The 24,091-nt window shown below is 34.1% G+C and carries 13 protein-coding genes; 7 read left to right on the top strand and 6 right to left on the bottom strand.

All coding sequences use genetic code 11. The features are described from left to right. Nucleotides 1-176: 176 nt before the first annotated feature. The 7 genes from Q0975_RS20005 to Q0975_RS19975 all read left to right on the top strand — a co-directional run bounded on the left by Q0975_RS20005 (nt 177) and on the right by Q0975_RS19975 (nt 11,068). Complete coding sequence (locus Q0975_RS20005) at nt 177-1,574, top strand: tetratricopeptide repeat protein (RefSeq protein WP_299439944.1); 1,398 nt, start codon at nt 177-179, stop codon at nt 1,572-1,574. A gap of 82 nt (nt 1,575-1,656) precedes the next feature. Then, entirely contained in the window at nt 1,657-2,622 is a 966-nt protein-coding gene (locus tag Q0975_RS20000) for a DUF368 domain-containing protein (RefSeq protein ID WP_299439942.1), read from the top strand. A 3-nt stretch (nt 2,623-2,625) separates the two neighbouring features. Continuing rightward, complete coding sequence (locus Q0975_RS19995; RefSeq protein WP_299439940.1) at nt 2,626-3,654, top strand: DUF368 domain-containing protein; 1,029 nt, start codon at nt 2,626-2,628, stop codon at nt 3,652-3,654. Continuing rightward, nucleotides 3,651-4,379: a shikimate dehydrogenase gene (locus Q0975_RS19990; RefSeq protein WP_299439938.1), complete on the top strand. Its 729-nt coding sequence runs from the start codon at nt 3,651-3,653 to the stop codon at nt 4,377-4,379. The genes Q0975_RS19995 and Q0975_RS19990 overlap by 4 nt, the downstream gene beginning before the upstream one ends. 138 nt (nt 4,380-4,517) lie before the next feature. Continuing rightward, complete coding sequence (locus tag Q0975_RS19985) at nt 4,518-6,704, top strand: DUF349 domain-containing protein (protein WP_299439936.1); 2,187 nt, start codon at nt 4,518-4,520, stop codon at nt 6,702-6,704. Nucleotides 6,705-6,720: 16 nt separating this feature from the next. Beyond that, complete coding sequence (locus Q0975_RS19980; protein WP_299439934.1) at nt 6,721-7,347, top strand: class I SAM-dependent methyltransferase; 627 nt, start codon at nt 6,721-6,723, stop codon at nt 7,345-7,347. Between the two features lie 271 nt (nt 7,348-7,618). Continuing rightward, nucleotides 7,619-11,068 carry a starch-binding protein gene (locus Q0975_RS19975; RefSeq protein WP_299439932.1) on the top strand — a complete coding sequence of 1,150 codons (3,450 nt, stop codon included), beginning with the start codon at nt 7,619-7,621 and terminating at the stop codon, nt 11,066-11,068. 231 nt (nt 11,069-11,299) lie between these two features. On the opposite strand, the gene Q0975_RS19970 is transcribed toward Q0975_RS19975, so the two are convergent. From Q0975_RS19970 to Q0975_RS19945, 6 genes are all read right to left on the bottom strand, one after another. Next, on the bottom strand, nt 11,300-12,661 hold the full coding sequence (locus tag Q0975_RS19970) for a RagB/SusD family nutrient uptake outer membrane protein (protein WP_299439930.1): 1,362 nt from the start codon (nt 12,659-12,661) through the stop codon (nt 11,300-11,302). A gap of 13 nt (nt 12,662-12,674) precedes the next feature. After that, nucleotides 12,675-15,683, bottom strand: a complete 3,009-nt coding sequence (locus tag Q0975_RS19965) for a TonB-dependent receptor (RefSeq protein WP_299439928.1) — start codon at nt 15,681-15,683, stop codon at nt 12,675-12,677. Between the two features lie 533 nt (nt 15,684-16,216). Further along, the gene (locus Q0975_RS19960) at nt 16,217-17,101 is read right to left on the bottom strand and encodes a hypothetical protein (protein WP_299439926.1); all 885 of its coding nucleotides are present in this window, start codon (nt 17,099-17,101) and stop codon (nt 16,217-16,219) included. Between the two features lie 77 nt (nt 17,102-17,178). Then, on the bottom strand, nt 17,179-18,879 hold the full coding sequence (locus Q0975_RS19955) for a SusD/RagB family nutrient-binding outer membrane lipoprotein (RefSeq protein WP_299439924.1): 1,701 nt from the start codon (nt 18,877-18,879) through the stop codon (nt 17,179-17,181). Nucleotides 18,880-18,890: 11 nt separating this feature from the next. After that, complete coding sequence (locus Q0975_RS19950) at nt 18,891-22,037, bottom strand: SusC/RagA family TonB-linked outer membrane protein (RefSeq protein WP_299439922.1); 3,147 nt, start codon at nt 22,035-22,037, stop codon at nt 18,891-18,893. A gap of 646 nt (nt 22,038-22,683) precedes the next feature. Then, nucleotides 22,684-24,084, bottom strand: coding sequence for a RagB/SusD family nutrient uptake outer membrane protein (locus tag Q0975_RS19945; protein WP_299439920.1), 1,401 nt, complete (start codon nt 24,082-24,084; stop codon nt 22,684-22,686). Nucleotides 24,085-24,091: the final 7 nt, after the last annotated feature.

Raw genomic sequence — 24,091 nt, 5'->3', positions numbered from 1 at the left:
AACAATTGATTTCTGAAGTAGTATCATGCTATTTCATTTGTAATTTTAATACAGAGGAAATCAATAATGCTAAAATAAATTAAGTAATGGTGTTTTGTACGACTCTTGCTTGTTGGGGAAAACAAAATAGGTATACAGCACATTTATGATTTACAGAGCATCTTTAATCAACGTGTATGAAATTTAACCACGACGAATTCGAAGAAAATAATTTCTCAATTACTCGATACGAGTCTATGTTGAGATCTAATGATGTAAAGTTTTTTGATTCTGATGAGTTCGAATCTATTATTCATCACTATTTGGAAAACGGAAAAATAGCTAAAGCAAAAAAGGCAATTTCTTTAGGACTTTCCCAGCATCCATCTTCTGTAAATTTAAAACTACTGCAAGTCGAAATTCTTGTTTTTGAAGATCGTTTAGATAAAGCTAATAATCTTCTAGTTCAGCTTCATGCTTTAGAACCTGAAAATGAAGAAATATACATCCAAAAAGCGAATATTCTTTCTAAGCAGAATGATCATATAAAAGCGATTGAATTATTGAGCACAGCGCTACAGTATACAGCGGATGAAGCTGATGTCTACTCCCTGATCGGAATGGAATATCTTTTTATGGATGATTTCGAAAATGCAAAAGTAAACTTCATGAGATGTCTCGAAAGTGATAATCAAGATTACTCTGCGTTATATAATATTATATATTGTTTTGACTTCTTAGAACAACACGAAGAGGCTATTACATATCTCAATATGTTTTTGGACAAGAATCCATATTGCGAAGTTGCCTGGCATCAGGTAGGTAAACAATATTTTGACCTTAAAGATTACAAAAAGGCCTTAGCCGCTTTTGATTTTGCAATCATCAGTGATGAATATTTTATCGGAGCCTATCTAGAAAAAGGAAAAGTATTAGAAAAACTAAAACGCTATAACGAAGCGATAGAAAATTATCGAATCACATTAGAACTAGATGACCCCACTTCTTTTGCTTTATTAAGAATAGGAAAATGTTTTGAAAAATTGGGTAGCGATGATCTGGCTATTCAACATTTCTCTAAAACCGTTCATGAAGATCCATTATTGGATAAAGGTTGGATTGCAATTACGGATTTCTATATGCGGAAACGCAACTATCAAAAAGCATTATACTACACTAATAAGGCAATAAGTATTGATGCCGAAAATGTATTGTATTGGAAACGTTATGCTAAAATCAATAACAGATTAGCTTTCTTTGAAGAAGCAGAACGTGGATACAGAAAAGCTTTAGAATTAGGTAACTATGAACTAGAAACCTGGCTTAATCGATCTGATATCTTAAAATTTATTGGAGAATCGGATGCAGCCATTCAAAATATGAATCAGGCTATAGAATTTTATCCAGAAAATGCAGAAGTTCAATATAGACTAGCAGGATTACACTACGAAAAACAAGAATACGACAAAGGAGAGTTCCATCTTAGAAAAGCACTCGCCTTAGATATAGAATATACAATTGTTTTGGAAGAGTTATTCGAACCAATATTTAATCTTACATTGGTTCAAAATATCATTTCCGAATATAAAGCGTAGTAATATTTCCTAAAAATAACAGCATACTTTAAATCAAAAAATACATACATTTGTTTGTATAACAATTGCTAAACTAAAAAGAATGCAACGAAGTCTTAAGGACTACTTAGTAATTTCTCTAAAAGGAATTGCTATGGGAGCTGCGGATGTTGTTCCTGGTGTTTCAGGAGGAACTATAGCTTTCATCTCAGGAATATACGAAGAACTCATTTCTACAATTAACGCCTTAGATCTTAATTTTTTCAAAGAATGGAAAAACGAGGGATTTGGCAATGCCTGGAAAAAATATAATCTTTCGTTTTTGTTAGCGCTGTTTATGGGCATAGCGATAAGTATTCTTTCTCTAGCTAAAATAATTAAATGGCTTTTGCATAACGAACCACTATTACTCTGGTCGTTTTTCTTTGGATTAGTACTAGCAAGTATCCTGTATATTGGTAAACAAATAACTTCCTGGAATCTCAAAGTTTTTCTTAGTATAATTATAGCAGCTGTCATTTCATATTTTGTGACTATCGCAGAACCAATGGCATCGCCAGAAAGCCTTTGGTATTTACTTTTTTGCGGTTTTATTGCAATTATCGCAATGATTTTACCAGGTGTTTCAGGAGCATTCATTTTATTAATTCTAGGAGCTTATGAAACCTTTATTGGTATTCTTAATCAATTTAGAGAAGGGTTAACAACCATGAATTTTGAGATGATATGGCAAGCTTTTTATAAAATTCTAATTATTGCTATTGGGGCTATTGCTGGTCTAAAATTATTTTCTAAAGTATTAAATTGGATGTTCAGTAAACATAAAAATATCACTTTAGCTTTACTTACAGGTTTTATGATCGGATCTCTTAATAAGCTATGGCCTTGGAAAAAAGTAGTATCCTGGAGAACAAATTCTGAAGGTGCGCAAGTTCCTTTTATAGAAAAAAGCATATTACCTACAAATTTTGATGGAGACCCTAGAATCATTTGGGTACTACTTTTTGTGTCTGTTGGTTTTCTATTAATTCTTATATTAGAGCGTCTCGCAACAAGAAAAGATAATTAATATATGGCAGAAAACATCAGAACGTTTAGCGATAAGTTTTTTTTAGTCATTAAAGGTTTGGCTATGGGAGCAGCTAATAAAGTGCCTGGTGTATCTGGAGGTGTTGTTGCATTCGTTGCTGGTTTTTACGAAGAATTCATCTATTCCTTACAGAAAGTAAACCTTAAAGCATTTAAACTCCTTATCAACTTTAGATTTAAGAGTTTTTGGCAATATATAAATGGTCGTTTTTTAGCACTATTAATCTTAGGAATGCTAATCAGCTATTTTAGTGTTTCCAAAATCCTGGATTTCCTGATTATCCATTATGAATTATATGTTTGGGCTGCTTTTTTTGGTATGATCATAGGCTCTATATATTACATAGTAAAAGATTTTGATGACTGGAGCAGACGTAATATTTGCTTTATTATTATAGGAACAATAGTAGGAATAAGTATCAGTTTATTAGAACCCGCTAGAGAAAATGATAATTTATTTTTTGTGTTTTTCTGCGGTATCGTTGGTGTTTCTGGCATGACATTACCTGGATTATCTGGTTCATTTATCCTTATACTCTTTGGAAATTATGTATTATTATTAGTAGATGCTGTGAATGCCTTATATGATACTATTGCAGACCTAGTCCAATGGGATTTATCTTTTATGGAAAACGCTAAAAGAATACGATTGCTTAAAGTCCTTGTTGTATTCAGTCTAGGCTCTATTACCGGCTTAGTAACATTATCACATTTTTTAGGTTATGTATTGAAGCATTATAAAAATGCAACCTTTGCTGCTATTATTGGCTTTATTACAGGATCTCTCGGTGTTGTTTGGCCTTGGAAATATAAAATGTATAAACAAAATGAGTTAGGAGAAATTTTAATTGACGCGCAAGGTAATCCTATTCTTGACAATTATGATCGTTATCTCCCTGATCTAACATTAGCACCAACATACATAGCATTCTTTTTTATATTAGTTGGTATTGCCATTGTTTTATGGTTAGAATGGTATGGCGAAAGAACTTTAAAAACCAAACCAAAATGAACATATTCGGATTACTGGGAAGAGATATAGGTTATTCTTTTTCCAGAAACTTCTTCTCTAATAAATTCCAAAAAGAACAACTAAATTGCCAGTATCAGAATTTTGATCTTGAAAGAATAGAGGAACTAAAAACTATCGTACAAAGTACGGATATAAAGGGAATGAATGTAACGATCCCTTATAAAGAAGAGGTTATTCCATATCTAGATACATTAGATCCTGTTGCCAAAGAAATTGGGGCAGTGAATGTAATTAAGTTTGAAAATGATGGTACGTTAAAAGGTTATAATAGTGATTACTACGGTTTTACAGAATCTCTAAAACCACTGCTTAATAAAACAATTAAAAAAGCACTAATTCTAGGAACCGGCGGAGCATCAAAAGCGATCGCTTATGCATTAAATAAGTTAAATATTGAATACGTCTTTGTTTCTCGAAATCCTGATTTTAAAGAATTTAGTTACCATGATCTCGATGAGGATATCGTAAAAAACTATAAGCTAATTATTAATTGCACTCCTTTAGGCACCCATCCAAATACAGAAAATCATCCTGATATTCCATATGAATACCTAAGTGACAATCATGTTTTGTATGATCTTATCTATAATCCAGAAGAAACTACCTTTATGAAAAAAGGAAAGCAAAAAGGGGCTACAACATCTAATGGATTGAATATGCTAATTTTACAAGCAGAGAAATCTTGGGAAATCTGGAATTTATAATATTCTTTTTAAGACATAAAATTACACAAAGGATCTTACTTAAGTAATTCCTAAAACCTTCCTTTTGCTTTGAGTTTATATAAGATGTTAGTATCTTAGTCAATCCTTAACCTCAGACAAACAAAAACATTTTATATAATGTCCACACACGATAACCTGCCTAAGGCAGATGGAAATAAAGAGAATAAGATAAAATCTATAGAGGAAACATCAGAAAATTCTATTTCTGAAATTCCTGAATCTAATTCTGTACCACAAGAATCTAAGGATAGTACACCTGAAGAAAACGCTAACTTAGAAGAAACTGTGAAGGACAGCATTCCTGCTGAAGAATCTGCTGCTAATGAAAATGCACCAAATATTGAGGTAGAAAAAGAAACTACTATAACCGCTGAAGAGCCTGATAATGAGATTCAAAATGAGGACGCTTCTGAGGTAAAAGAATCTATTGATGAAAGTAATCTCTCTGAAGAATCAACTGACAAACCAGATTCGCCAAATATTGAAGAAGAGAAAACAACTACAGATGTTGATAATGAGGTTATAAATGAAATGGATGAAGCTGTCGCTAAAGATAGTGAGGATGAAAGCAAATTAGAACGTCATGATATCGAAAAGAAAGATTATCATGCAATGAGTAAAGATGAACTCATATCTGAATTACGTCATTTGATAAAAAGTGAGAAAACACAGGCGATCAAAGAACACGTAGAAGAAATAAAGACGGAGTTTAATGCCAAATTCAATGAAGAAGTAGAACAGAAAAAAGATGAATTCTTAGCGGATGGTGGAGATATTATTGACTTCTATTACTCTACTCCTCTTAAAAAAGAATTTAATTCTGTTTACTTTGATTACAAAGAAAAAAGAAACGCTTACTATCAAAACCTTAAAAAAGATCTTCAGGCAAATCTGCAGAAGAGATTAGATATCATTGAAGAATTAAAAGGACTATTAAATGTAGAAGAGAACATAAACACTACATACAATCACTTTAAAGAAATTAAAGAAAGATGGCATAATGCTGGACCAATTCCTAGAGACAAATACAATACAGTTTGGAACACATACCACCATCACACAGAAAATTTTTATGATTTTCTGCATCTAAACAGAGATTTTAGAGATCTTGATTTTAAACATAATCTAGAACAGAAACTTAAAATTATTGAACGTGCTACAGAATTAGCTCAGGAAACGGACGTAAATAGAGCATTTAGGGAGTTGCAAATTCTTCATAAAATGTGGAAAGAAGATTTGGGACCTGTTGCCAAAGAATATAGAGAACCTATCTGGGAAAAATTTAGTGCGCTAACCAAGCAGATTCATGAAAATCGTCAACAGTTTTTTAAAGTGCAGGACAAGGTTTATGAAAAAAACCTGGAAGTAAAACAAGAAATCATTGCCAAAATTATTGAAGTTGCTTCTGAACACCCTAAGAATCATGGAGGTTGGCAACAAAAAATAAAAGATATAGAAGCCTTAAGAGAAGAGTTTTTTAAAGCTGGAAAAGTACCTTCTAATGCTAACGAAGACACTTGGAGTCAGTTTAAAGGCGCCGTAAGAGATTTTAATAGGAATAAAAATGCCTTCTATAAGAGTCTTAAAAAAGATCAGTTCGAAAATCTGAATAAGAAAATGGAACTCATCAAAATTGCTGAAGATAATAAGGATAGTGATGATTTTTCTGTCACCACTCCTTTAATGAAAAAAATTCAAGCTGATTGGAAAAAAATTGGTCACGTACCTCGTAAGGATAGTGATCGAATCTGGAAAAGATTCAAAGATGCTTGTAACTCTTATTTTGATCGTATTCATGCCGAGAAAAATGAAGCTAATAAAGAAGAAGTTGTAGCTTACGAGAAAAAATTAGCACATATCGAAGCATTAAAAGAGCTAAAGTTAACCGGTGATACTAAAAATGATCTTGACACTATTAAAGAAAATATTAGTACTTGGAAAGCCATAGGTAGAGTACCTTATAAAAAACGTAATATCGATTCTGATTATAACAAAGTCTTGGATGGTTTTTTTGAACAACTAAACCTTAGTCGACAAGAAACAGAAATGATCAAGTACGAAAACAAACTTAACTCCTTAGCTAGTCAATCTGATGATCGAGCACTTAGAAACGAACAAAATTTCATTCGTAAAAAGATTGAAGAGGTTCATAATGAAATTCGACAGCTAGAAAATAATCTGCAATTCTTCAAACATGCGGATGATAATAATCCATTAGTAATTGAAGTACGTAAAAACATAGGAAAGCATAAGGAAAGTCTTCAGGTCTGGAAGAATAAATTAAAGAAAATCAAAGAACTATAACATACCTATTACTTATATGGATTGTGCTCTTTGTGGTTCTGGAACTACAGAATTTTCCGTTATAAAAAAAAGAGCTTACCACCATTGCTCTAATTGTGATGGTATTTCGTTGCATCCAACTTATTTTCTTTCTAATGATAAAGAAAGAAAAAGATATGAAACACATAACAATGATATTACAGATTTGGGGTATCAAAATTTTGTATCTCCGATAGTTAACGCAATAGTAAAAAATTATGGTGAAAACCATCAAGGATTAGATTTTGGTAGTGGTAGCGCTCCTGTTATCACTACAATGTTAAGAAATCTAGGATATGTGATTCATACATACGATCCATTTTTTGATCCAAATTCAAAAGCATTACATAGAACATATGACTATATAGCCTGCTGCGAAGTAATGGAACACTTTTATCACCCTAATAAAGAATTCAAATTATTACATTCATTATTGCGCGAAAATGGAAGCTTATACTGTAAGACATATCTTTACGACACTTCAATCGATTTTAATTCTTGGTGGTACAAGAATGATGCTACTCATGTATTCTTTTACTCTAAAAACACATTGAATTGGATTAAGGATCACTATGGCTTCAGTGAAGTAATTATATCCAAAAAACTCATCATCTTTAGAAAATAGTTTCTGTAATACATTCGCTAAGAATTCGGATCTATCACTACTCTAAAAAACTACTAAACAAAATGTTATCAACACGAAAACGTTTGAGTAACTAAGCTATCGCTTTAGTGAATAATTATTACCCTAAATTGCTTATTCATCTTATTTGTTATTAAAAAAATAAGATTGTATTAATAATTTATAAATTTTTATTCGAATATGACAACTTAGACACTAACTTCTTAGAGAAGGAAAAAAAATCACACAAGACACAATTCAAACACTAAAATTCATGAAAAACTCATTACCTAAACTCCTAGGCATACTTTGTCTATGGAGTCTATTACTAAATTCCTATATAGTAACTGCACAAACAGATTTCAGAGAAGAAACCATTTATTTTTTAATGACCACTCGTTTCTTTGATGGAGATTCTAGCAATAACGCTCCTACAGAATGGTCATCTTACAACCCTGATCCTGAAATCAATCCAACCATTACTGATTCTGATGATGTAACCTGGAAAGGAGATTTTAAAGGATTAATTCAAAAACTAGATTATATAAAAGATCTCGGTTTTACAGCAATTTGGATTACACCCATAGTACATAATCGTAGTCCTTTAGATTACCACGGATATCACGCTTGGGATTTCACTAAGGTTGATCCACGTTTAGAGTCTCCTGGAGCTACATTTCAAGATTTAATTAACGAAATCCATGCACGTGATATGAAAATTGTATTGGATGTAGTTACGAATCATGCGGGTCGCTTTGGAATAAAGGATGTAGCCGAAATAAAATACAATACAGATCCAACCAAACCCTGGTTTGCACCAGACAATCCCAATTGGGAATATGATGGTTTAACTCCTAATCCAGACGATGGATTAATATGGAGTAGAGCGAATTTAGCAAAAATGCCTCCTCCTTATAATCAAGATTTATCTCAGCATAATTTTCCAGGGAAAGAAAGTTATGTCGATACTTCTGATCCGGATTGGTATCATCATTCTGGAAACGGTTTCGCACAAGGTTTTGACGATGTAGAAAATTTGCAAAACCGAGCATTAGCAGGTGATACTCCAGATCTCAATACAGAAAGTCAAGTTGTTAGAGATTATCTTGTTAATGCATATGCTACTTATATCAATATGGGAGTAGATGCCTTCCGTTGGGATACAGTAAAACATATGAGTAGAGAGGATATTATTTATTTCTATGATGCCTTTAAAGCCATAAACCCTGATTTATTTATTTTTGGAGAAGTAGCTCAAAAACGTCATGAATTGCATCCTGTAGAGGAAACCAACCCTCATTATTATACCTGGAGAGGAGCTGTTAATAATTCTGCACCTTTAGATCTTGCAGTAATAGATTTCTTTGGAGAAGCTACTTTTCATGGTACATTTGAGGAAGGACAATCTTTTCCTACTGTAAAAGCTGCTGCCAGATATGATAATTTATATAGTGATCCTTCGACACTGGTAACCTGGTTGGATAATCATGATTTCGGTCCTAATAATGATTGGAATCGACGTTATGGAGGGTCTGATGAAAACTTGGCAGCGTGTATGAATTTCATGTTCACTTGGAGAGGAATTCCAACGGTATATTATGGAACGGAAATGCGATTTAAAGCTGGTGAGTTTAATGATATCCATGACGCATCAGGGATTGAAAAATCCATCAATGAAACCGGAAGAGCCTATTATGGGGATGTTATGGATCAAGCTCCAAACCACAGAATATACCAACATATAAAAAAACTGAATGCAATCAGAAAAGCAGTTCCCGCTTTACAAAAAGGAAGTTGGGACTGGAAAGAGGCTCCTGGAAATGCCGTTTCTTATCGCAGAGTGCATCAAGGTAGTGAAGTTGCTGTAGGACTAGCCAAAGACGGAAATGCATCCTTTAGTATTTCAGGAATGACCAATGGATTATATAGAGATGCCGTAACTGGCCGTGAAATTGCAGCGCAAAATGGTGTATTAAACTTTACGGTAACATCTGGATCTGCCGGAATTTATGTATTGAATGGACCGGGTCTTATTGGCGGCTGTGGAGGAGGATTCTTTGAGAACTGTGTTAATGGTCCAAGCAATCCTGTTGTAATTATTAATCCAAACACCACAAGTTCAGAAAATCCAATCCAAGTTACTATGGAAGGTGTTGGTGGTGCTGGAGCCCCTTACAGTATTTACTATACTATGGATGGATCTAACCCAAGTACTTCCAGCTCTCAATATACTAGTTCATTTACTATCACAGAATCTATTACTATCAAAGCAATTGCTTTTGATAAAGATGGCACTGCATCTGATATAGTTACGAAAAACTATCAAATCGGTCCAATAGAAGGCTTACATATTTATTTCAAAAAACCATCTTCTTGGTCACAAGTTAATGTGCATTACTGGGATGAATCACCTGATGTTTTACCACCTAGTAATTGGCCCGGACCTCAAATGAGTCAGATTGATAACTCTGAATGGTATGAATATATTTTTGAAGGAGTTCAAAGCACAAATCTACTTTTTAATGATAATGGCGGTGCTAAAACAGATGACTTAACCAGAAATAGAGATGGATGGTATGATAATGGAACTTGGTATGATACTGATCCAAGAAATACAGAAAACACTCCTCCTACACTATCTATGTCTCCAGAAGGCGGATCTTTTACAGAAGGAGAAACTGTAACCGTATCCTTAAGTGCAACTGATAATTCTCCTCAAGGAATTGAAATTTATTATACGCTTAATGGAAATGAGCCCAATACTTCCTCTATTAGATATACCTCATCAATAGCTATTACATCAGATACTACTATAAAAGCTATTGCATATGACGCAGAAGGATTATCGTCAGAAGTGATTAGTGGCCCATTCACTTTTTCTACAGCAACTAATTCCATGACAATTTATTACAAAGGAACGTTGACCAATCCTAATATCTATTATTGGAATACTACTCCGGTTGAAATCACTACTGCTTGGCCTGGAAATAACATGACGGATATGGGTAATGGTTGGTTTTCATTTACTATTAATACGGTTAATTGTGCCAATCTAATCTTTAGTAACAATGGAAATAACCAAACTGCAGATCTTCAAAGATGCGGTGATGGATGGTATTATAACGGAGTTTGGTACGATACTAATCCTGAGGAAAATCAAAATCAAGATCTCACAGTTTATTTTAAATCTGATTCTTACACATCTCCTGTCATTTATTTTTGGAATACTACTCCATCAGGGTTAACAACTTCCTGGCCAGGAGAATCTATGGAAATTGATACAAATGGTTGGTATCGATATACCTTATCTAATACCTCTTGTGCTAATATCATCTTTAGTAACAATGGAGCTTCGCAAACATCTGATCTTAATAGATGTCAAGAGGGATGGTATTATAATGGCACTTGGTACGATCAAAAGCCTGACACTGTCAGGTCAGATGATACTATTTCGGAAGAAGAAATTTCTGATAAAAGTATTAAGGTATTCCCTAACCCTATAACAGAGAACTCTGTATTACAATTATACATTACAAAAGCCACGAGCGATCTTAGAATTGAGCTTATTAATGTTTATGGAGCATCCCAAATTATCGTTAATAAAAAGGTTAACTCAGGAGCGCATCAATATGAATTAGGAGAAAGATCATTGGCAAGTGGAATTTATTTCTGTAAAATCACTATCGATGGTAAATCCTCTACAAGAAAAATCCTGAAGCAATAGGATATAGTATCAGAAAACATTCATGAAAAACATAATTCCCCGCTTGAAAATGATATTCAAGCGGGGAATTTTTTTGGGTATGAAAAGGATGTGTGATAAAACCCTACATTGTTTTCAATAGATTAAAACTGCCTGAAAAAATCTCTTAATATGATTATATTCATTCCACTCTACAAGATGAAATCTAATCCCATTCCAGGCAGTTTAAGAAAAGTATAAAAAACTCAACAATTAATTTCCGTAACCTGGATTTTGCATCAAATTAGGATTTGCATCTCGTTCTCTCTGAGGAACTGGCATCACTAAAAAATCATCATCATAATTCAATGTTCCAACAGTACCTTGCAATCGTTTTATATCATGCAATGCAAAACCTTCGAATGCAAGTTCTCTTTTACGCTCGTCAATTATATCCTGCAAAGTAATTGCACCAAGGGCTGCGGCATTGGATCTTCCTCTAAGCGCATTAATTTCTACTAATGGGTCTAGTCCAGTAGTTGTCGTTAACCTAAAATTCGCTTCTGCTCTAATTAAATGCATTTCTGCAATACGTAAAAAAGGAATATTAGCAAATTGAGATTGCCATTTTGTTGTAGCCGTACCTCCTGAGGTATTATAGAAAAACTGAGATCTTTCATCATTAACATCATCAAAAATATCGAAAAACGATCCGTTTATAGAAACATCTGGATTACCAGATCTGCCTCCAAAATCGCTTCCTGCCCAGAAAGTATTCATTTCATTCACACCATCCTGACTAGTAATCTGCCACGCAAAAATATCTTCACTAGAATTTCCATCATTATTAAACGCTCCGCCATACGTCGCTGTTAATGAATGACCACTATTTTGTAATACATCATCTGCAGCATCTCTGGCTCCGGCATAATTACCTTGCTGTAAATAAACTCTCGCCAAAAGTGCTTGAGCAGCGTATTTATCCGCAAATATGCCATTAGCATCAGGTAATAAATTATTCGCATCCTGGAGATCAGCAACCACCTGAGTATATACCTCTTCTACAGTATTTCTAGAAGGAGATGTAATATCATTTGGATTTAATACCGCATCAAGTACAATCGGAGCTGCAAGTTGAGCATTTCCGCCTGTAGCTTCATAGGATTGACCAAATAATCGTGCAAGATCAAAATATGCTAAAGCTCGAAGAAATTTAGCTTCTCCTTCTACTCTATCACGTTCAGTTTGATCTTCAAACACATCTAGGTTTGCCAAAACTATATTTGCCTGATTATTAACCTCGTATGCATTTAACCAATAATCTCTCACAAATGTGTTATCAGGAACCAATTGTTTCTCTACTAATTGAGCTGGTTGTTCAAAAGTTCCATTCCAGGAAAGATCTGTGTCGTTTGCTAACAGTTCTGATGCTAAATTTATTTGTCCTCCATAGGATACAATCTGTGCGGCTTCATCATAAATACCTGTCAATATGTTCTGCACATTTGCTGGATTAGATACTGCTACCTCTGGCAATAAACTTTGTTCAGGTTCTAATTCCAGATTATCTTCACATCCGACAATTGAAACTGCTATCAAAAGTAATGTCAGTATTATATAATTTAATGTTTTCATATCAATGTGTTTTTTAAAAATCAATATTTATACCTAAAGTGTATGTCTTAGCTGGAGGAGCTGAATAAAAAGTTTCACCAACTTGGATATTCGAATCTCCATTAAAATCTGCCGTAGACTCTGGATCATAACCATCGTAATCTGTAAACGTTAATAGATTAAACCCTGTAAAATAAATCCTTACTCGCTCCATATAGAACTTTTTGGTTACATCCTTTGGTATCGTATATCCCAAGGTTAGATTTCTTAATCTAATAAAATCTGAATCTTGCAGATATCGGGTAGAAGCCTGCTGACCATTGGTACTAAATAATCGAGCTTGAGGCACATCAGTGATGTCACCAGGTTGTTGCCATCTTCTTAATTGATCTGTTGTTTGATTATCAAAAAATCTCGCATTTCCTGACTGGAATCGTCCTCCATTGTTATATATGGAAGCTCCCCACTCTCCCTGAAAAGTAAAGGAGAAATCAATCCCTTTATAAGTAACATTGTTTGTTAATCCGGCAATAAAATCAGGATATGGACTGCCTGCAATAATTCTATCAGCTTCATTAAAATTATTGGTAGTGCTTCTATCGATAGTACCATCTGCATTGACTGTATTTCTTATAAACAAAGCATCTCCATTGGCTGGATCAGCTCCAGCAAATTCTACTACATAAAAGGATGAAACAGTTTCTCCTTCTCTTACAATATTTCTTCCTGCAATAATATCTCCTCCAGGAAGTTTTGTAACTTCATTATCAATAGTAGAAAAGTTTAGCGATGTACTCCAACTTCCATCCTGAGAAACAATATTCTTTGTATTTATGATAAATTCAAATCCTGTGTTTTTCATTTCTCCTACGTTTCTGGTAATATTAGGAAATCCTGAAGTACCTGGAACTGGTTCATTTAATAACAGATCCTCTGTATCCTTAACATAATAATCTATTTCTCCAGAAATTCTATTATTTAGGAAACCAAAATCTAGTCCCACATCTACTTGAGTAGTTCTTTCCCACTTAAGTGCTGGGTTTCCTAGCTGAGTCGGAGCTAATCCTGCTCTTTGGTTATAAGGTGATCCTTGGAATAAACTTAAACTAGCAAAGTTTCCAATACCAGCATTACCCGTAATCCCCCAACTTCCTCTTAGTTTTAATAGTGAAACTACTGCTGAATTATTAAGAAAAGATTCCTCTGAAATAATCCATCCAGCGGAAGCGGCTGGAAACCATCCGAATCGATTCTCTTCACCAAATCGTGATGAACCATCATATCGCAAACTTGCTTTTAATAAATATTTATCAGCTATAGAAAGCGTAGCTCTACCAAAATAAGAAAGGAAATTAAATCGGGTACGACTAGATCCTCCTGCAACAATCTCTGCTGCACTGTTTAATGTTTGTAGATCATCCGATGGAAAACCTTGTCCTTGATTAAACTGTGCTCTTCTGAAACTATCTTCATAACTCATCCCTAACGTTCCTTCTAAATCAAAAACATCATTAAACACCTTATTATACGTAAAGTAGTTATTAAGGTTATATTTTTCTGTTTGAACCGTATTAGTAGTTCCAAACCCACCTACTGAAGCTGATTCTGTTAAGCTTCCAGAAAATCGTTCTGCTACCTGTGACAAGAGATCATATCCTATTTCTGATCTAAAATTCAGTTCAGGTAAAATCTGATATTCCGCATATACATTTGCTAAAATTCTCCAAATATTTGTTTTAAAATTTCCATTAAACTCTTCGGTTAAAAAGTTATAGTATTCTGTTGTATTATTATTAGGAGTAACTCCATCAGCTAAATATGCCGGCGATAATGGTGTTTGCGCAATCGCTTGAAGTGGTGTTGCAAAAGCATTATCGTTAGAAATCCTATCAATTATAGATTTAGAAATACTCGAATTTGTTCCTACTCTAAATTTCTCCGAAAGATTATGATCAATATTTGTTCTAAAAGAATATCTTTCTAATTGATTTCCTCTTACGATACCATCAGTATTGTTATAAGCGGTAGACATAAAGAATCTTGTCTTTTCACTTCCTCCAGAAACGGATACTCCGAAATCTTGTACTGATCCATCTACTAAAGCTAATTCCTGCCAATCGGTATCCACTTCTCCGGTTCTCCAATCCAAACCATTTGCATAAAAATCGAACTGTCCTTCGATCCCTGCCTGACTAATACCAACATTCAACGCTGATTCCGTTATCAATTCGACATACTGATCTGCATTTAGCCAATCCCTTGTATTAGTGGCACTACTAACACCATAAGAAGAATTAAGAGATACTTTTGTTTTTCCACGTTTTCCCTGCTTTGTGGTAATAATGATTACTCCATTAGTACCTCTTGCTCCATAAATCGCTGCCGAAGATGCATCTTTAAGAATATCTATAGATTCTATATCATTAGGATTTAACGCAATAAGAGGATTGATAGGAGAATCATTAATAGATTCATCTGCATTGGTAATAGGAATTCCATCTACCACATATAGAGGTTCCTGAGATGATGATATCGTAGAGATTCCCCGAACCCTCACTTTTATACCACCTTCTACTTTACCATTCAATTGTGTTACCTGTACACCAGCGGCTTTTCCCGTCAATGTACTTTGCACACTTGGTGTAGGAATTTCGTTAATTTGATCCGAAGATATAGAAGCAATATTTGCTGTAATTTTTCTTCTGGATTGCGTACCAAATCCTACTACTACAACTTCTTCTAGAGAACTCACATCCTCTTCGAGAATTACATCTATTTCATTTTGATTCGATACATTTATTTCCTTTGTAATAAAACCAAGATAAGAGTACATAATAATTTCTCCATCTGCCGCTTCAATTGTGTATACTCCATCAAAGTCACTTTGTGTTCCCCTATTTGTGTCTTTGATAATAATATTCACTCCTGGCAATGGTAATCCCTTACTGTCTGTAACAGTTCCCGAGATTGGTCTTTGTTGGGCTAGTGCTATACTTGATATAAAAAATACCAGTACAAACAATTTGTAACGATTTACTTTCATAAATAAAATTTTTCAAGATTTATACTCCAATAGTTAGTCACAACATAAAAGGAGGGCAAGAGTATATTGAAGGCTAACTCAATAATAACATCACCAATAAGAATAAACTACACGATTTTTATCGGTAATCCCTTGCCCCATTCTTTTTATAATTGCTTTATAAAGGAAGCTATAGAAACCAAAAAGGTGGGTAAACCTGATCAAGGTTTACCTTTACCGATAAAAATTTACTTTTTATTAGTGGAAAAGGGTTATTTGGGGAATTTTACTACTTTTAAGCTTTAAGATTGTATATACACAACTAATACCCCTATAAGCTTGGATAAAGATTCAGATATGGATTCAGGTAAGGGTTATATTTCATTTTTTCTATTAATTTCTAATCATAACCAACTTAAATAGTATACAAAAAGACAAGACATCGTCCATAAAGACGATGTCTTGATTAAATAATAAAACTAAAACATTTTATAACCTATAAACAAATCATCTATAAAACATTCTCGATTTACTATTGAACTTGATATTATTTATTACTGCTTAACCCAAACTGATGTTCCTACTAAAAAACCACTGGATATATTTACATTCCAATTTTTGGTTACTGGATCTACTATGCCTTCAAACACAATATTATCCCCACAACAATCTGGAGCTGAGCCGCTTAATTCATTACAAATATCAGTGATATTACCTCCAGATGCATCACCACATATAGCAAAAGGTCCGCAAAATAAACCATCATACATTCCTCCTGAAAAATCAGATAATGCGTATGATCCTCCACCATTATCTGTAACGGTTACTGTATACTCATAATCTGTAATTGGTGCCACACCACAACATCCTGATGCAGTACTGGTTACCAAATATGTACCTCCTAAATCAGAAGGACAGGTTACCGGATAGTTTATAACTGACGCAAATAAAACAGTAGTTTGAATATTACTTCCTGTATTACTAGTACCATCCTCATTTACAATATTAAGTACCGTACCATCTGGCATTGTAAATCGTGTAGTTATAGTTAAAATATCTCCTAATTTAATATCGTCATTGCTATTAAGTTCTGTAAAAGCAGCTAAAATATCATTGGTATTCAGACTATAGTTTTGAGGTAAGGTTGCTCCACTAAACAGCGTTGCATTATATACGGGGCCAGCTGCTGTTCTATATATTCCTACCACATCCGTAGAAGCTGGAGTTCCTTGCGCAACTTCTGCACTAAATTCAAGATTTACCGGGTCTCCATCTTCAATCTTAAAAAGATCAATGAAAGCTTCTCCTGTTGCTAATTTTTGCATATTAGGAACAACACCATCATTTAATGGAATGAAAGATTCACCTCCATCATTTTGGCATGAGTTTCCTAGCATTGCAATTGTTAATATACATGCTATTATTTTTATTTTTTTCATCTGTTAAAATTTAGAGTTTATCAATTGTCAGACTTATTTACCAATACATATGTTGGCTCATTTCAAAATCTCATTTATTAGTTATCCCAAAATATTTTATAAGTCGTCGCATTTTTTTGACCTGGTGCATTTTGATTAAGGTTTAACTCTCTCTGAGGCCAGAATAAAGAAACCTGAAAATCATTATTCAGAACCGTTAAATTATCAACCAAAGGAAATCCATCACCATTATTTAACTGGTACTCTGGAGAAGGTCCATTAGGATCTGCTAAAACTGGATACCCCGTTCTTCTATAATCAGTATACTGATCCATAGGATCTCCAAATGTTGCTACCCATTTTTGAGTCATTATGATCTCCAGCTGCTTATCTATACTCGCGGCTGCAAATTCTGTGTCTACGTTATCCATAAATGTGGTTACCGCTGCAGATCCTGCTAATACAGGCACGGTTTGAGACGTACCCGTTCCTGTTACTACCTGATCCACCTTAGCAAAACTCGCTGTCATAGCTTCTCTTAATTTTGCTCCTGCATCACCTGTCATTAAACCAACTTGCATTAACTCAGCTTGTATATATAAAAACTCATCGTATGTAAGAATTCGTTTAGGCGCTACACCTGTTCCACTATTGATGGTTCTAGCAAATCCAGCGCCATCATCATATCGTCCTCCACAAGGGAAAATTCCAGGAAAAGTAGCATCATTTTGTACGGCTCCATCTCTATCAGGTCCTATACTACCAAATCGAATACTAAAAAACCCTGTTGAAGCATCCCAATAATCTGCATTAGGATCACCTGTTACCATATCTCCTTGGTCTCTTGGAAACTGTCCCGGTAATAATTGATTCACAAAATAATATGGTAATCTTGGGTCTGGATTAGTTGTATGGATGTTAGGATTTACTCCTCGTAAAATCTCATAAAACCAAGGACTTGCATATTTTGTTACTTGAGCCCCACCATACGCATCTAAAAAGAGTCGGTTACGTTCATCTGAAGGTGCTTGCGCAGCGCTATGGTTAAATTGAAAGTCATCCGCATTAGAAGTCATAAAATTATCTTCAGCCACTAAAGCGTTAAAGTCAGCTTGATTAAATAATGGAGATAGTCTTATTTGATTATATAACTTTAATTTAAGTGTATTTGCAAATTTCACCCATTGAGCCGTAGAACCTCCATAAAATAAATCATCTGTAGTAGGAGCTATACCTACCCCACTCTGAACATTAACTTTTCCTGAATCTATTAAATCCAATACAGCTTGATAGATTACTTGTTGATCATCAAAAACTGGACTCACAGTACCTGTCTCTAATAAAGTTGCTTCAGAAAAAGGAACATCTCCCCAAAGATCAACTGCAACGGACATCAAATATGCCTTAAGTATTTCTGCAGTACCTATATAAATCAGATCACCACTTTCTGTGGCTTGAGAAATTAATGTTTCTATATCTGTTAATCCTAGATAGACATTATTCCAATCATTATTCATTAAAATATTATCTGCCTTCGCGCCATACTGATCTTGCTCTTCTCTGGCAGTAAATTGGTGTGTATACACCTGAAGTATATCTGCGCTAAAGAATTGAAAATCTGCAACAGATCCAATATTTACTTCAATACCAGTTAGTAACTGGTTTAGAGGTGCAACGGTAGGATTATCAGTATCCGTATCCACATCTAAATAGTCACTGCAGCTCAACACAAGAAGTGAGAAAAAGAGCGCAATAAAAAATTTAGTTTTACGAAATGTATTTTTTATTATGTTTTTCATCGTCATTTTTTTTAAAAGGATAAATTAAGTTTAAAGCCGTATCGTTTTGATGTTGGGGCAGCTGAAACCTCAATACCTTGAATTCTTCCGGAACCAAAACTGGTTACTTCTGGATCAAAATTTGTGTATTTAGGAACATTAGGAGCAAAATACCATAGGTTGTTACCTAATAGACTTAAGCTGATTTTTCCAAATGGTGTAGATTTCAACAATTTAGCGGGAAAGTCATAACTTAAGCTTAATTCTCTTAATCTATAAACAGTACCATCATATACAAAACCTTCATCTACGGTATTAATTCCGAAAGTGTTACCTCCTGCAGGTGAGAAGTATAATTCATTTGTATCAATCTGTGTAGTATTCGGAATTTGATTTCCATTAGCATCTAGAATAGGATTTCCTTGATTATCACCATAGAAACCAGGAATAATAAATGTTCTTTCTCTATCTTCAGTATCTCGGGTAACTCCTCTTCCTAATAATGCATTGATACTTGTAGATCGGATATCTCCTCCTTCTCTCCAGTCAATCTGAGCACCGAAAGTTAAATTCTTATACTTGAAGGTGTTTATAAAACCAACTTTGAAATCAGGATTCGGATCTCCTACAATACCATTTTCTAAATCCTGAACAATTCCTCCTCCTGATTGATTAATAAGGAAGTTTCCTTGATCATCTCTCGCAAATCTAGATCCAAAAAATACTCCGAATGGCTCGCCAACTATTGCATGGGCCACTTGATTAGGATCTAATTGAATTCTATCTAATCCGTCTACTAATTCAGTGACTTCATTTTCATTCTTAGTGAATGTTGTGAAAATTTCCCACTTAAAATTATCTGTTCTAACCGGAATAAGAGTTAACCCTATTTCTACACCCGTATTCTGCATCTCACCAATATTAGTAACCAATGTGGTAAAACCACTTGTTGATGGAACACTAACAGGAGAAATTAAATCAGTAGTTGTTTTCTTATACCAACTAAAATCTAAAACGGCTCTAGCATTAAAAAACTCTAAGTCCACTCCAAATTCAATCTCATCGGTAAATTCTGGAGTAAGTTCTTGATCTCCTAGAGTAACATTGTTGTTTATAACTGGAATACCACTAAAAGGATTACCTATAGCAAATGTTCTATTCAGAGATTCGGCAGCAACATCGTTACCTACTGAAGCATAACCTGCCCTTAATTTACCAAATGTTAGCACTTTGCTATCCAAATTAAAAGCATCCGTGAATATTAATGATAAACTGGCTGAAGGATAGAAATAAGACTGATTATTCTTTGGTAATGAAGAACTCCAATCATTTCTTCCCGTAGCATTTAGAAATAGATATTCTTTAAAAGATAAACTTAGATCTCCAAATACACCCACATTTCTTGATCTGGTAAAACTATCCAATAAATTGGACTGATTAATAGTGTTCGCTATATTAAATATATTAGGAGATATAAAGTTAGTCCCTTGATATGCACTACGCTGAGTTGTATTTTGTAATACATTATTCCCAACAATAGCAGTTAAATTAATATCTTCTGTTAAATCATAATTAAAGTTTACTAATAAAGTAGATTCTAAATCTTCATTAATAAAATCATCCGTTGTTATTGATCCTAGCCCATTATTAGCTCTAGATCCAATATCTCGAATTTGCTTTCTCCTTAAGTTATATCTGTTAAATCCTACTCTGTAAGCTACAGAAATATTATCATTAAAATCATACCCTAAATTCACATTAGTCACGATTCTATTCGTATCCGTAAGAATCTGATCGTGTTTCCAAGACCATAATGGGTGATCATACCCATTATTAGGAGTTACAGAAGCTCCTGTTACCGGATTCTCAAAAGGTAAGTCAAAGTTCCAGGTTCTTCCTAACCATAAGGTTCTTGCAAAAGAAGATGCTGACCCTGCAAATTGGTTTTCACCAAAAAAACCTCCTACCTGATCAGTTTCCGAATAAGTTAAAGAAGCTCCTACCTTAATACCGTTAGCAAGTTTAAAATTACCTCCGGCAATAATTGATGTTCTATCATATGTATTAAATGGTATATATCCATCTTGATCTAAATCAGAAATAGTAACATTGAAGTTTCCATCTTCTCCATTATAACCAAGGCTAATTGAATTATCAAGAACTCTTCCTGTTTTGAATAAGTTTTTGACATTATCTGGTTGTGCTTCATAAGGAACGGTAGGTCCTATTTCCGGAAATGCAGCCAACACATTAGGCCAAGTTGGTATAGTAGCTAATGAATCAAATCTTGGTCCCCAAGAACCATTAGCATTTAAATAACTAAAATTCACACCATTACCATAAGTATTTTGATACTCTGGTAAATTTGCAATATTTTCAAAATAAGTTCCAGAAGATAGTGAAACAGTCAGTTTATTATTAGTTGATCCTCCTGTTGATCCTGCTTTAGTAGTAATTACGATAACTCCTCCTGTAGCTCTAGAACCATAAAGTGCTGCTGCTGCTGTACTTTTTAGAACTGTAATAGAAGCTATACTATTTGGATCTAAAGAAGATAACCCTGACTCATACCCTCCTCCTCCAGTAGTTTGACTAGCGGTTGTTACCTGTGAATTATCGTAAGCAATACCATCAACAATAATAAGCGGTTGACTAGCTGCTCCTAACGTAGTAGCACCTCGTATATTAATTTGGTTGGAAGCTCCTGCAACCCCTGTCGATAGATTAACATTCACTCCAGGTACTTTACCCGTTAAAGATCGTATTAAATCTGGTTCGGAATTTTCCAGAACTTTATCTGGTTTAACAGTACTCACCGCATATCCCAGTTTTTTTGAGTTTCTTTGAATACCAAAAGCAGTTACCACTACTTCTTCTAGTTGAGCGGCATCTTGCACTAAAGCTATACTAATTGTATTACTATCAGCTACTATTATTTCTTGAGTTGTAAATCCCAAATAACTAAAAACCAATATAGCTCCACGATTTGCCGAGATCGTATAATTGCCGTCAAAATCAGTTTGAGTTCCGTTCGTTGTATTCTTAACTACAATATTCACTCCTGGTAATGGTACTCCTAAGTCGTCCGCTACCGTTCCGGAAATTGTTTTTTGTTGTGCTAATGAAATGCTTGATAAAAAAAAAGCAAGCACCAGCAACTTGTATTGATGTCCTTTCATAGATTAGAATTTTTCAATAATTACTTTATTAGAGATAGTGTAATCATAAAAGGATGGCAAGAATATCTTGATGGCTAACTCAAATATTACATTTCATAAAACTTGAACAAAGTCTATATAGAAATTGCCCATCCTCTTTATGATTACCCTGTAAAAGAAATAATAGAAAACATAAAGCTGGGTAACCCTTATCAAGGTTTACCTTTACCGAATAAACTTTACTTCTTCCGAAGAAAGCTTACTTAAAACCTTAAGAGAATTAGGCTACGAGCTATTTAACCTATATGAGTAGGGTAATCTTATTTCACTTTTTAGAAAGACTTATTCAAGAAATTTTACAACTTTTTACAAAAAAAAACACCGAATTATATAGAATTAAGTAGTTATCATATAAGAAGTGTCTTATTTAGTCCTTTATATCATTATCCTTAATGAAAAGATAATACTTCAAATGAAGTATTATCTTGCACCAAAATAGTATTAGGATTAATATTTGTAACAACTGTTCCAGTTCCATCATATAAACATTATTACAATATGCTTTCGAAATTTAACCACTTACGAAAAAGATAAGTCTTGAAGTATGAGAATAAAAAAAGGCCTACTTTTCAGTAGGCCTTTACTTTTATATAATATTTTATTGTAATTAGTAACCAGGGTTTTGATCAATAAATGGAGATAAATCCCTAACTGTTTGAGGTATAGGAAATATAGTTTTGTCCATTCCTGGTGCTGATACAGCTTCATTTGGTTGGCCAGGTCTTCTCAAACTCAAGTTATTTCTCAAAAGATCCATTCGTCTTTGTCCTTCAAAAGCCAACTCTTTTCTGCGCTCATTTAAAATAATATCTAAATCAACACTAGTTAAATCAGCTAATCCAGCTCTGTTTCTAAGAATATTAATGTCATCAAGCGGTGTGGCACCTATAGATGAGCCTCCTCTAAAATTAGCTTCTGCTCTGGTTAGATACATTTCAGTAATTCTCATCACAGGAGCATCATCTGAATTATTAGCATCCTCAGGAAATTTATCAGTAAATATTCTATCCACACCTTCAGCACCTGGTCCTGTCTGAGTCGTAAACCTTAGATCTCCAGCTTCTTCTGCAAATGTATCTAACAAATTTTGGGAGAAAGGAACATCACCTCTACCTCCATTCACGGGATTACTTAATCCAGAAAAACCTTGTCCACTATCCTGACCATTAACTGCGTCATTTAATAGCGTAAATATATGTTCTGTTGCATCAGGTGAATCATAGAACGAATAATCTGTGGCTAATGTATAAAAAGGATCGTTGATTACATCGTTTGCAAAATTTGCAGCTTCATCCCAACGTTCTTCGTATAGATATAATTTTGCTAAAAATGCTCTGCAAGCTCCAGGATTAGCTAATATTCTAGTATTATCTGCCAAATCTGGAATAATAGCTAAGAACTCGGATTCTACAAAATCATATACTTCGCCTAAAGTTGCTCTGGGCAATTCTAAACCTCGTTCTGATGTTGTTACAAGAGGAACACTTAAATTAGCTCTACCTGCTCCAGCTTGTAAAGGTTGTCCAAAAACCGTAGATATATTAAAATATACTAGGGCTCTTAGAAATCTAGCTTCTGCTATAGCCTGCGCACGTTGTTCTTCTGTAAAGTTTACATCATCAATTAAAGGAACATTATCAATAACTAGATTTGCAGCTCCGATAACTTCGTAATTATCATCCCAGATACCAAAAATTGAAGTATTAGCAGCCAATGTTGCGTAAGCACTTACTTGTTCAAATGTTGAAAATGTACCTATAAAATCTACATTATCGGCTTGCCATTCTGTCATAAATTGCAGCGTACCGTTCAATACATCATCCTGTTGTGCTCTATTATATATCCCTGTCACAGCTCCTAAAGCTAAAGGACCATTTGAAAACACGACTTCAGAAGCTGTTTCATCTTCAGGTAATAATTCTATTTTATCTTCGCAAGAAGTTGTTAGTATTACTAATAAAAGTACTAGTACACTAAATTTATTGTTTTTATTTATATTCGTTTTCATACGTGTG

It is taken from the genome of uncultured Aquimarina sp., assembly GCF_947500065.1.
Classification (GTDB): Bacteria; Bacteroidota; Bacteroidia; order Flavobacteriales; family Flavobacteriaceae; genus Aquimarina.
Note: the sequence above shows the minus strand (reverse complement) of the source record. Positions and strands in the feature narration are given on the sequence as shown.

Coding starts and splice junctions, on each gene's coding strand:
- Q0975_RS19960 (WP_299439926.1), bottom strand. CDS start 17,101: ATGAAAAAAATAAAAATAATAGCATGTATATTAACAATTGCAATGCTA.
- Q0975_RS19990 (WP_299439938.1), top strand. CDS start 3,651: ATGAACATATTCGGATTACTGGGAAGAGATATAGGTTATTCTTTTTCC.
- Q0975_RS19955 (WP_299439924.1), bottom strand. CDS start 18,879: ATGAAAAACATAATAAAAAATACATTTCGTAAAACTAAATTTTTTATT.
- Q0975_RS19995 (WP_299439940.1), top strand. CDS start 2,626: ATGGCAGAAAACATCAGAACGTTTAGCGATAAGTTTTTTTTAGTCATT.
- Q0975_RS19945 (WP_299439920.1), bottom strand. CDS start 24,084: ATGAAAACGAATATAAATAAAAACAATAAATTTAGTGTACTAGTACTT.
- Q0975_RS20005 (WP_299439944.1), top strand. CDS start 177: ATGAAATTTAACCACGACGAATTCGAAGAAAATAATTTCTCAATTACT.
- Q0975_RS19970 (WP_299439930.1), bottom strand. CDS start 12,661: ATGAAAACATTAAATTATATAATACTGACATTACTTTTGATAGCAGTT.
- Q0975_RS19980 (WP_299439934.1), top strand. CDS start 6,721: ATGGATTGTGCTCTTTGTGGTTCTGGAACTACAGAATTTTCCGTTATA.
- Q0975_RS19975 (WP_299439932.1), top strand. CDS start 7,619: ATGAAAAACTCATTACCTAAACTCCTAGGCATACTTTGTCTATGGAGT.
- Q0975_RS19965 (WP_299439928.1), bottom strand. CDS start 15,683: ATGAAAGTAAATCGTTACAAATTGTTTGTACTGGTATTTTTTATATCA.
- Q0975_RS20000 (WP_299439942.1), top strand. CDS start 1,657: ATGCAACGAAGTCTTAAGGACTACTTAGTAATTTCTCTAAAAGGAATT.
- Q0975_RS19985 (WP_299439936.1), top strand. CDS start 4,518: ATGTCCACACACGATAACCTGCCTAAGGCAGATGGAAATAAAGAGAAT.
- Q0975_RS19950 (WP_299439922.1), bottom strand. CDS start 22,037: ATGAAAGGACATCAATACAAGTTGCTGGTGCTTGCTTTTTTTTTATCA.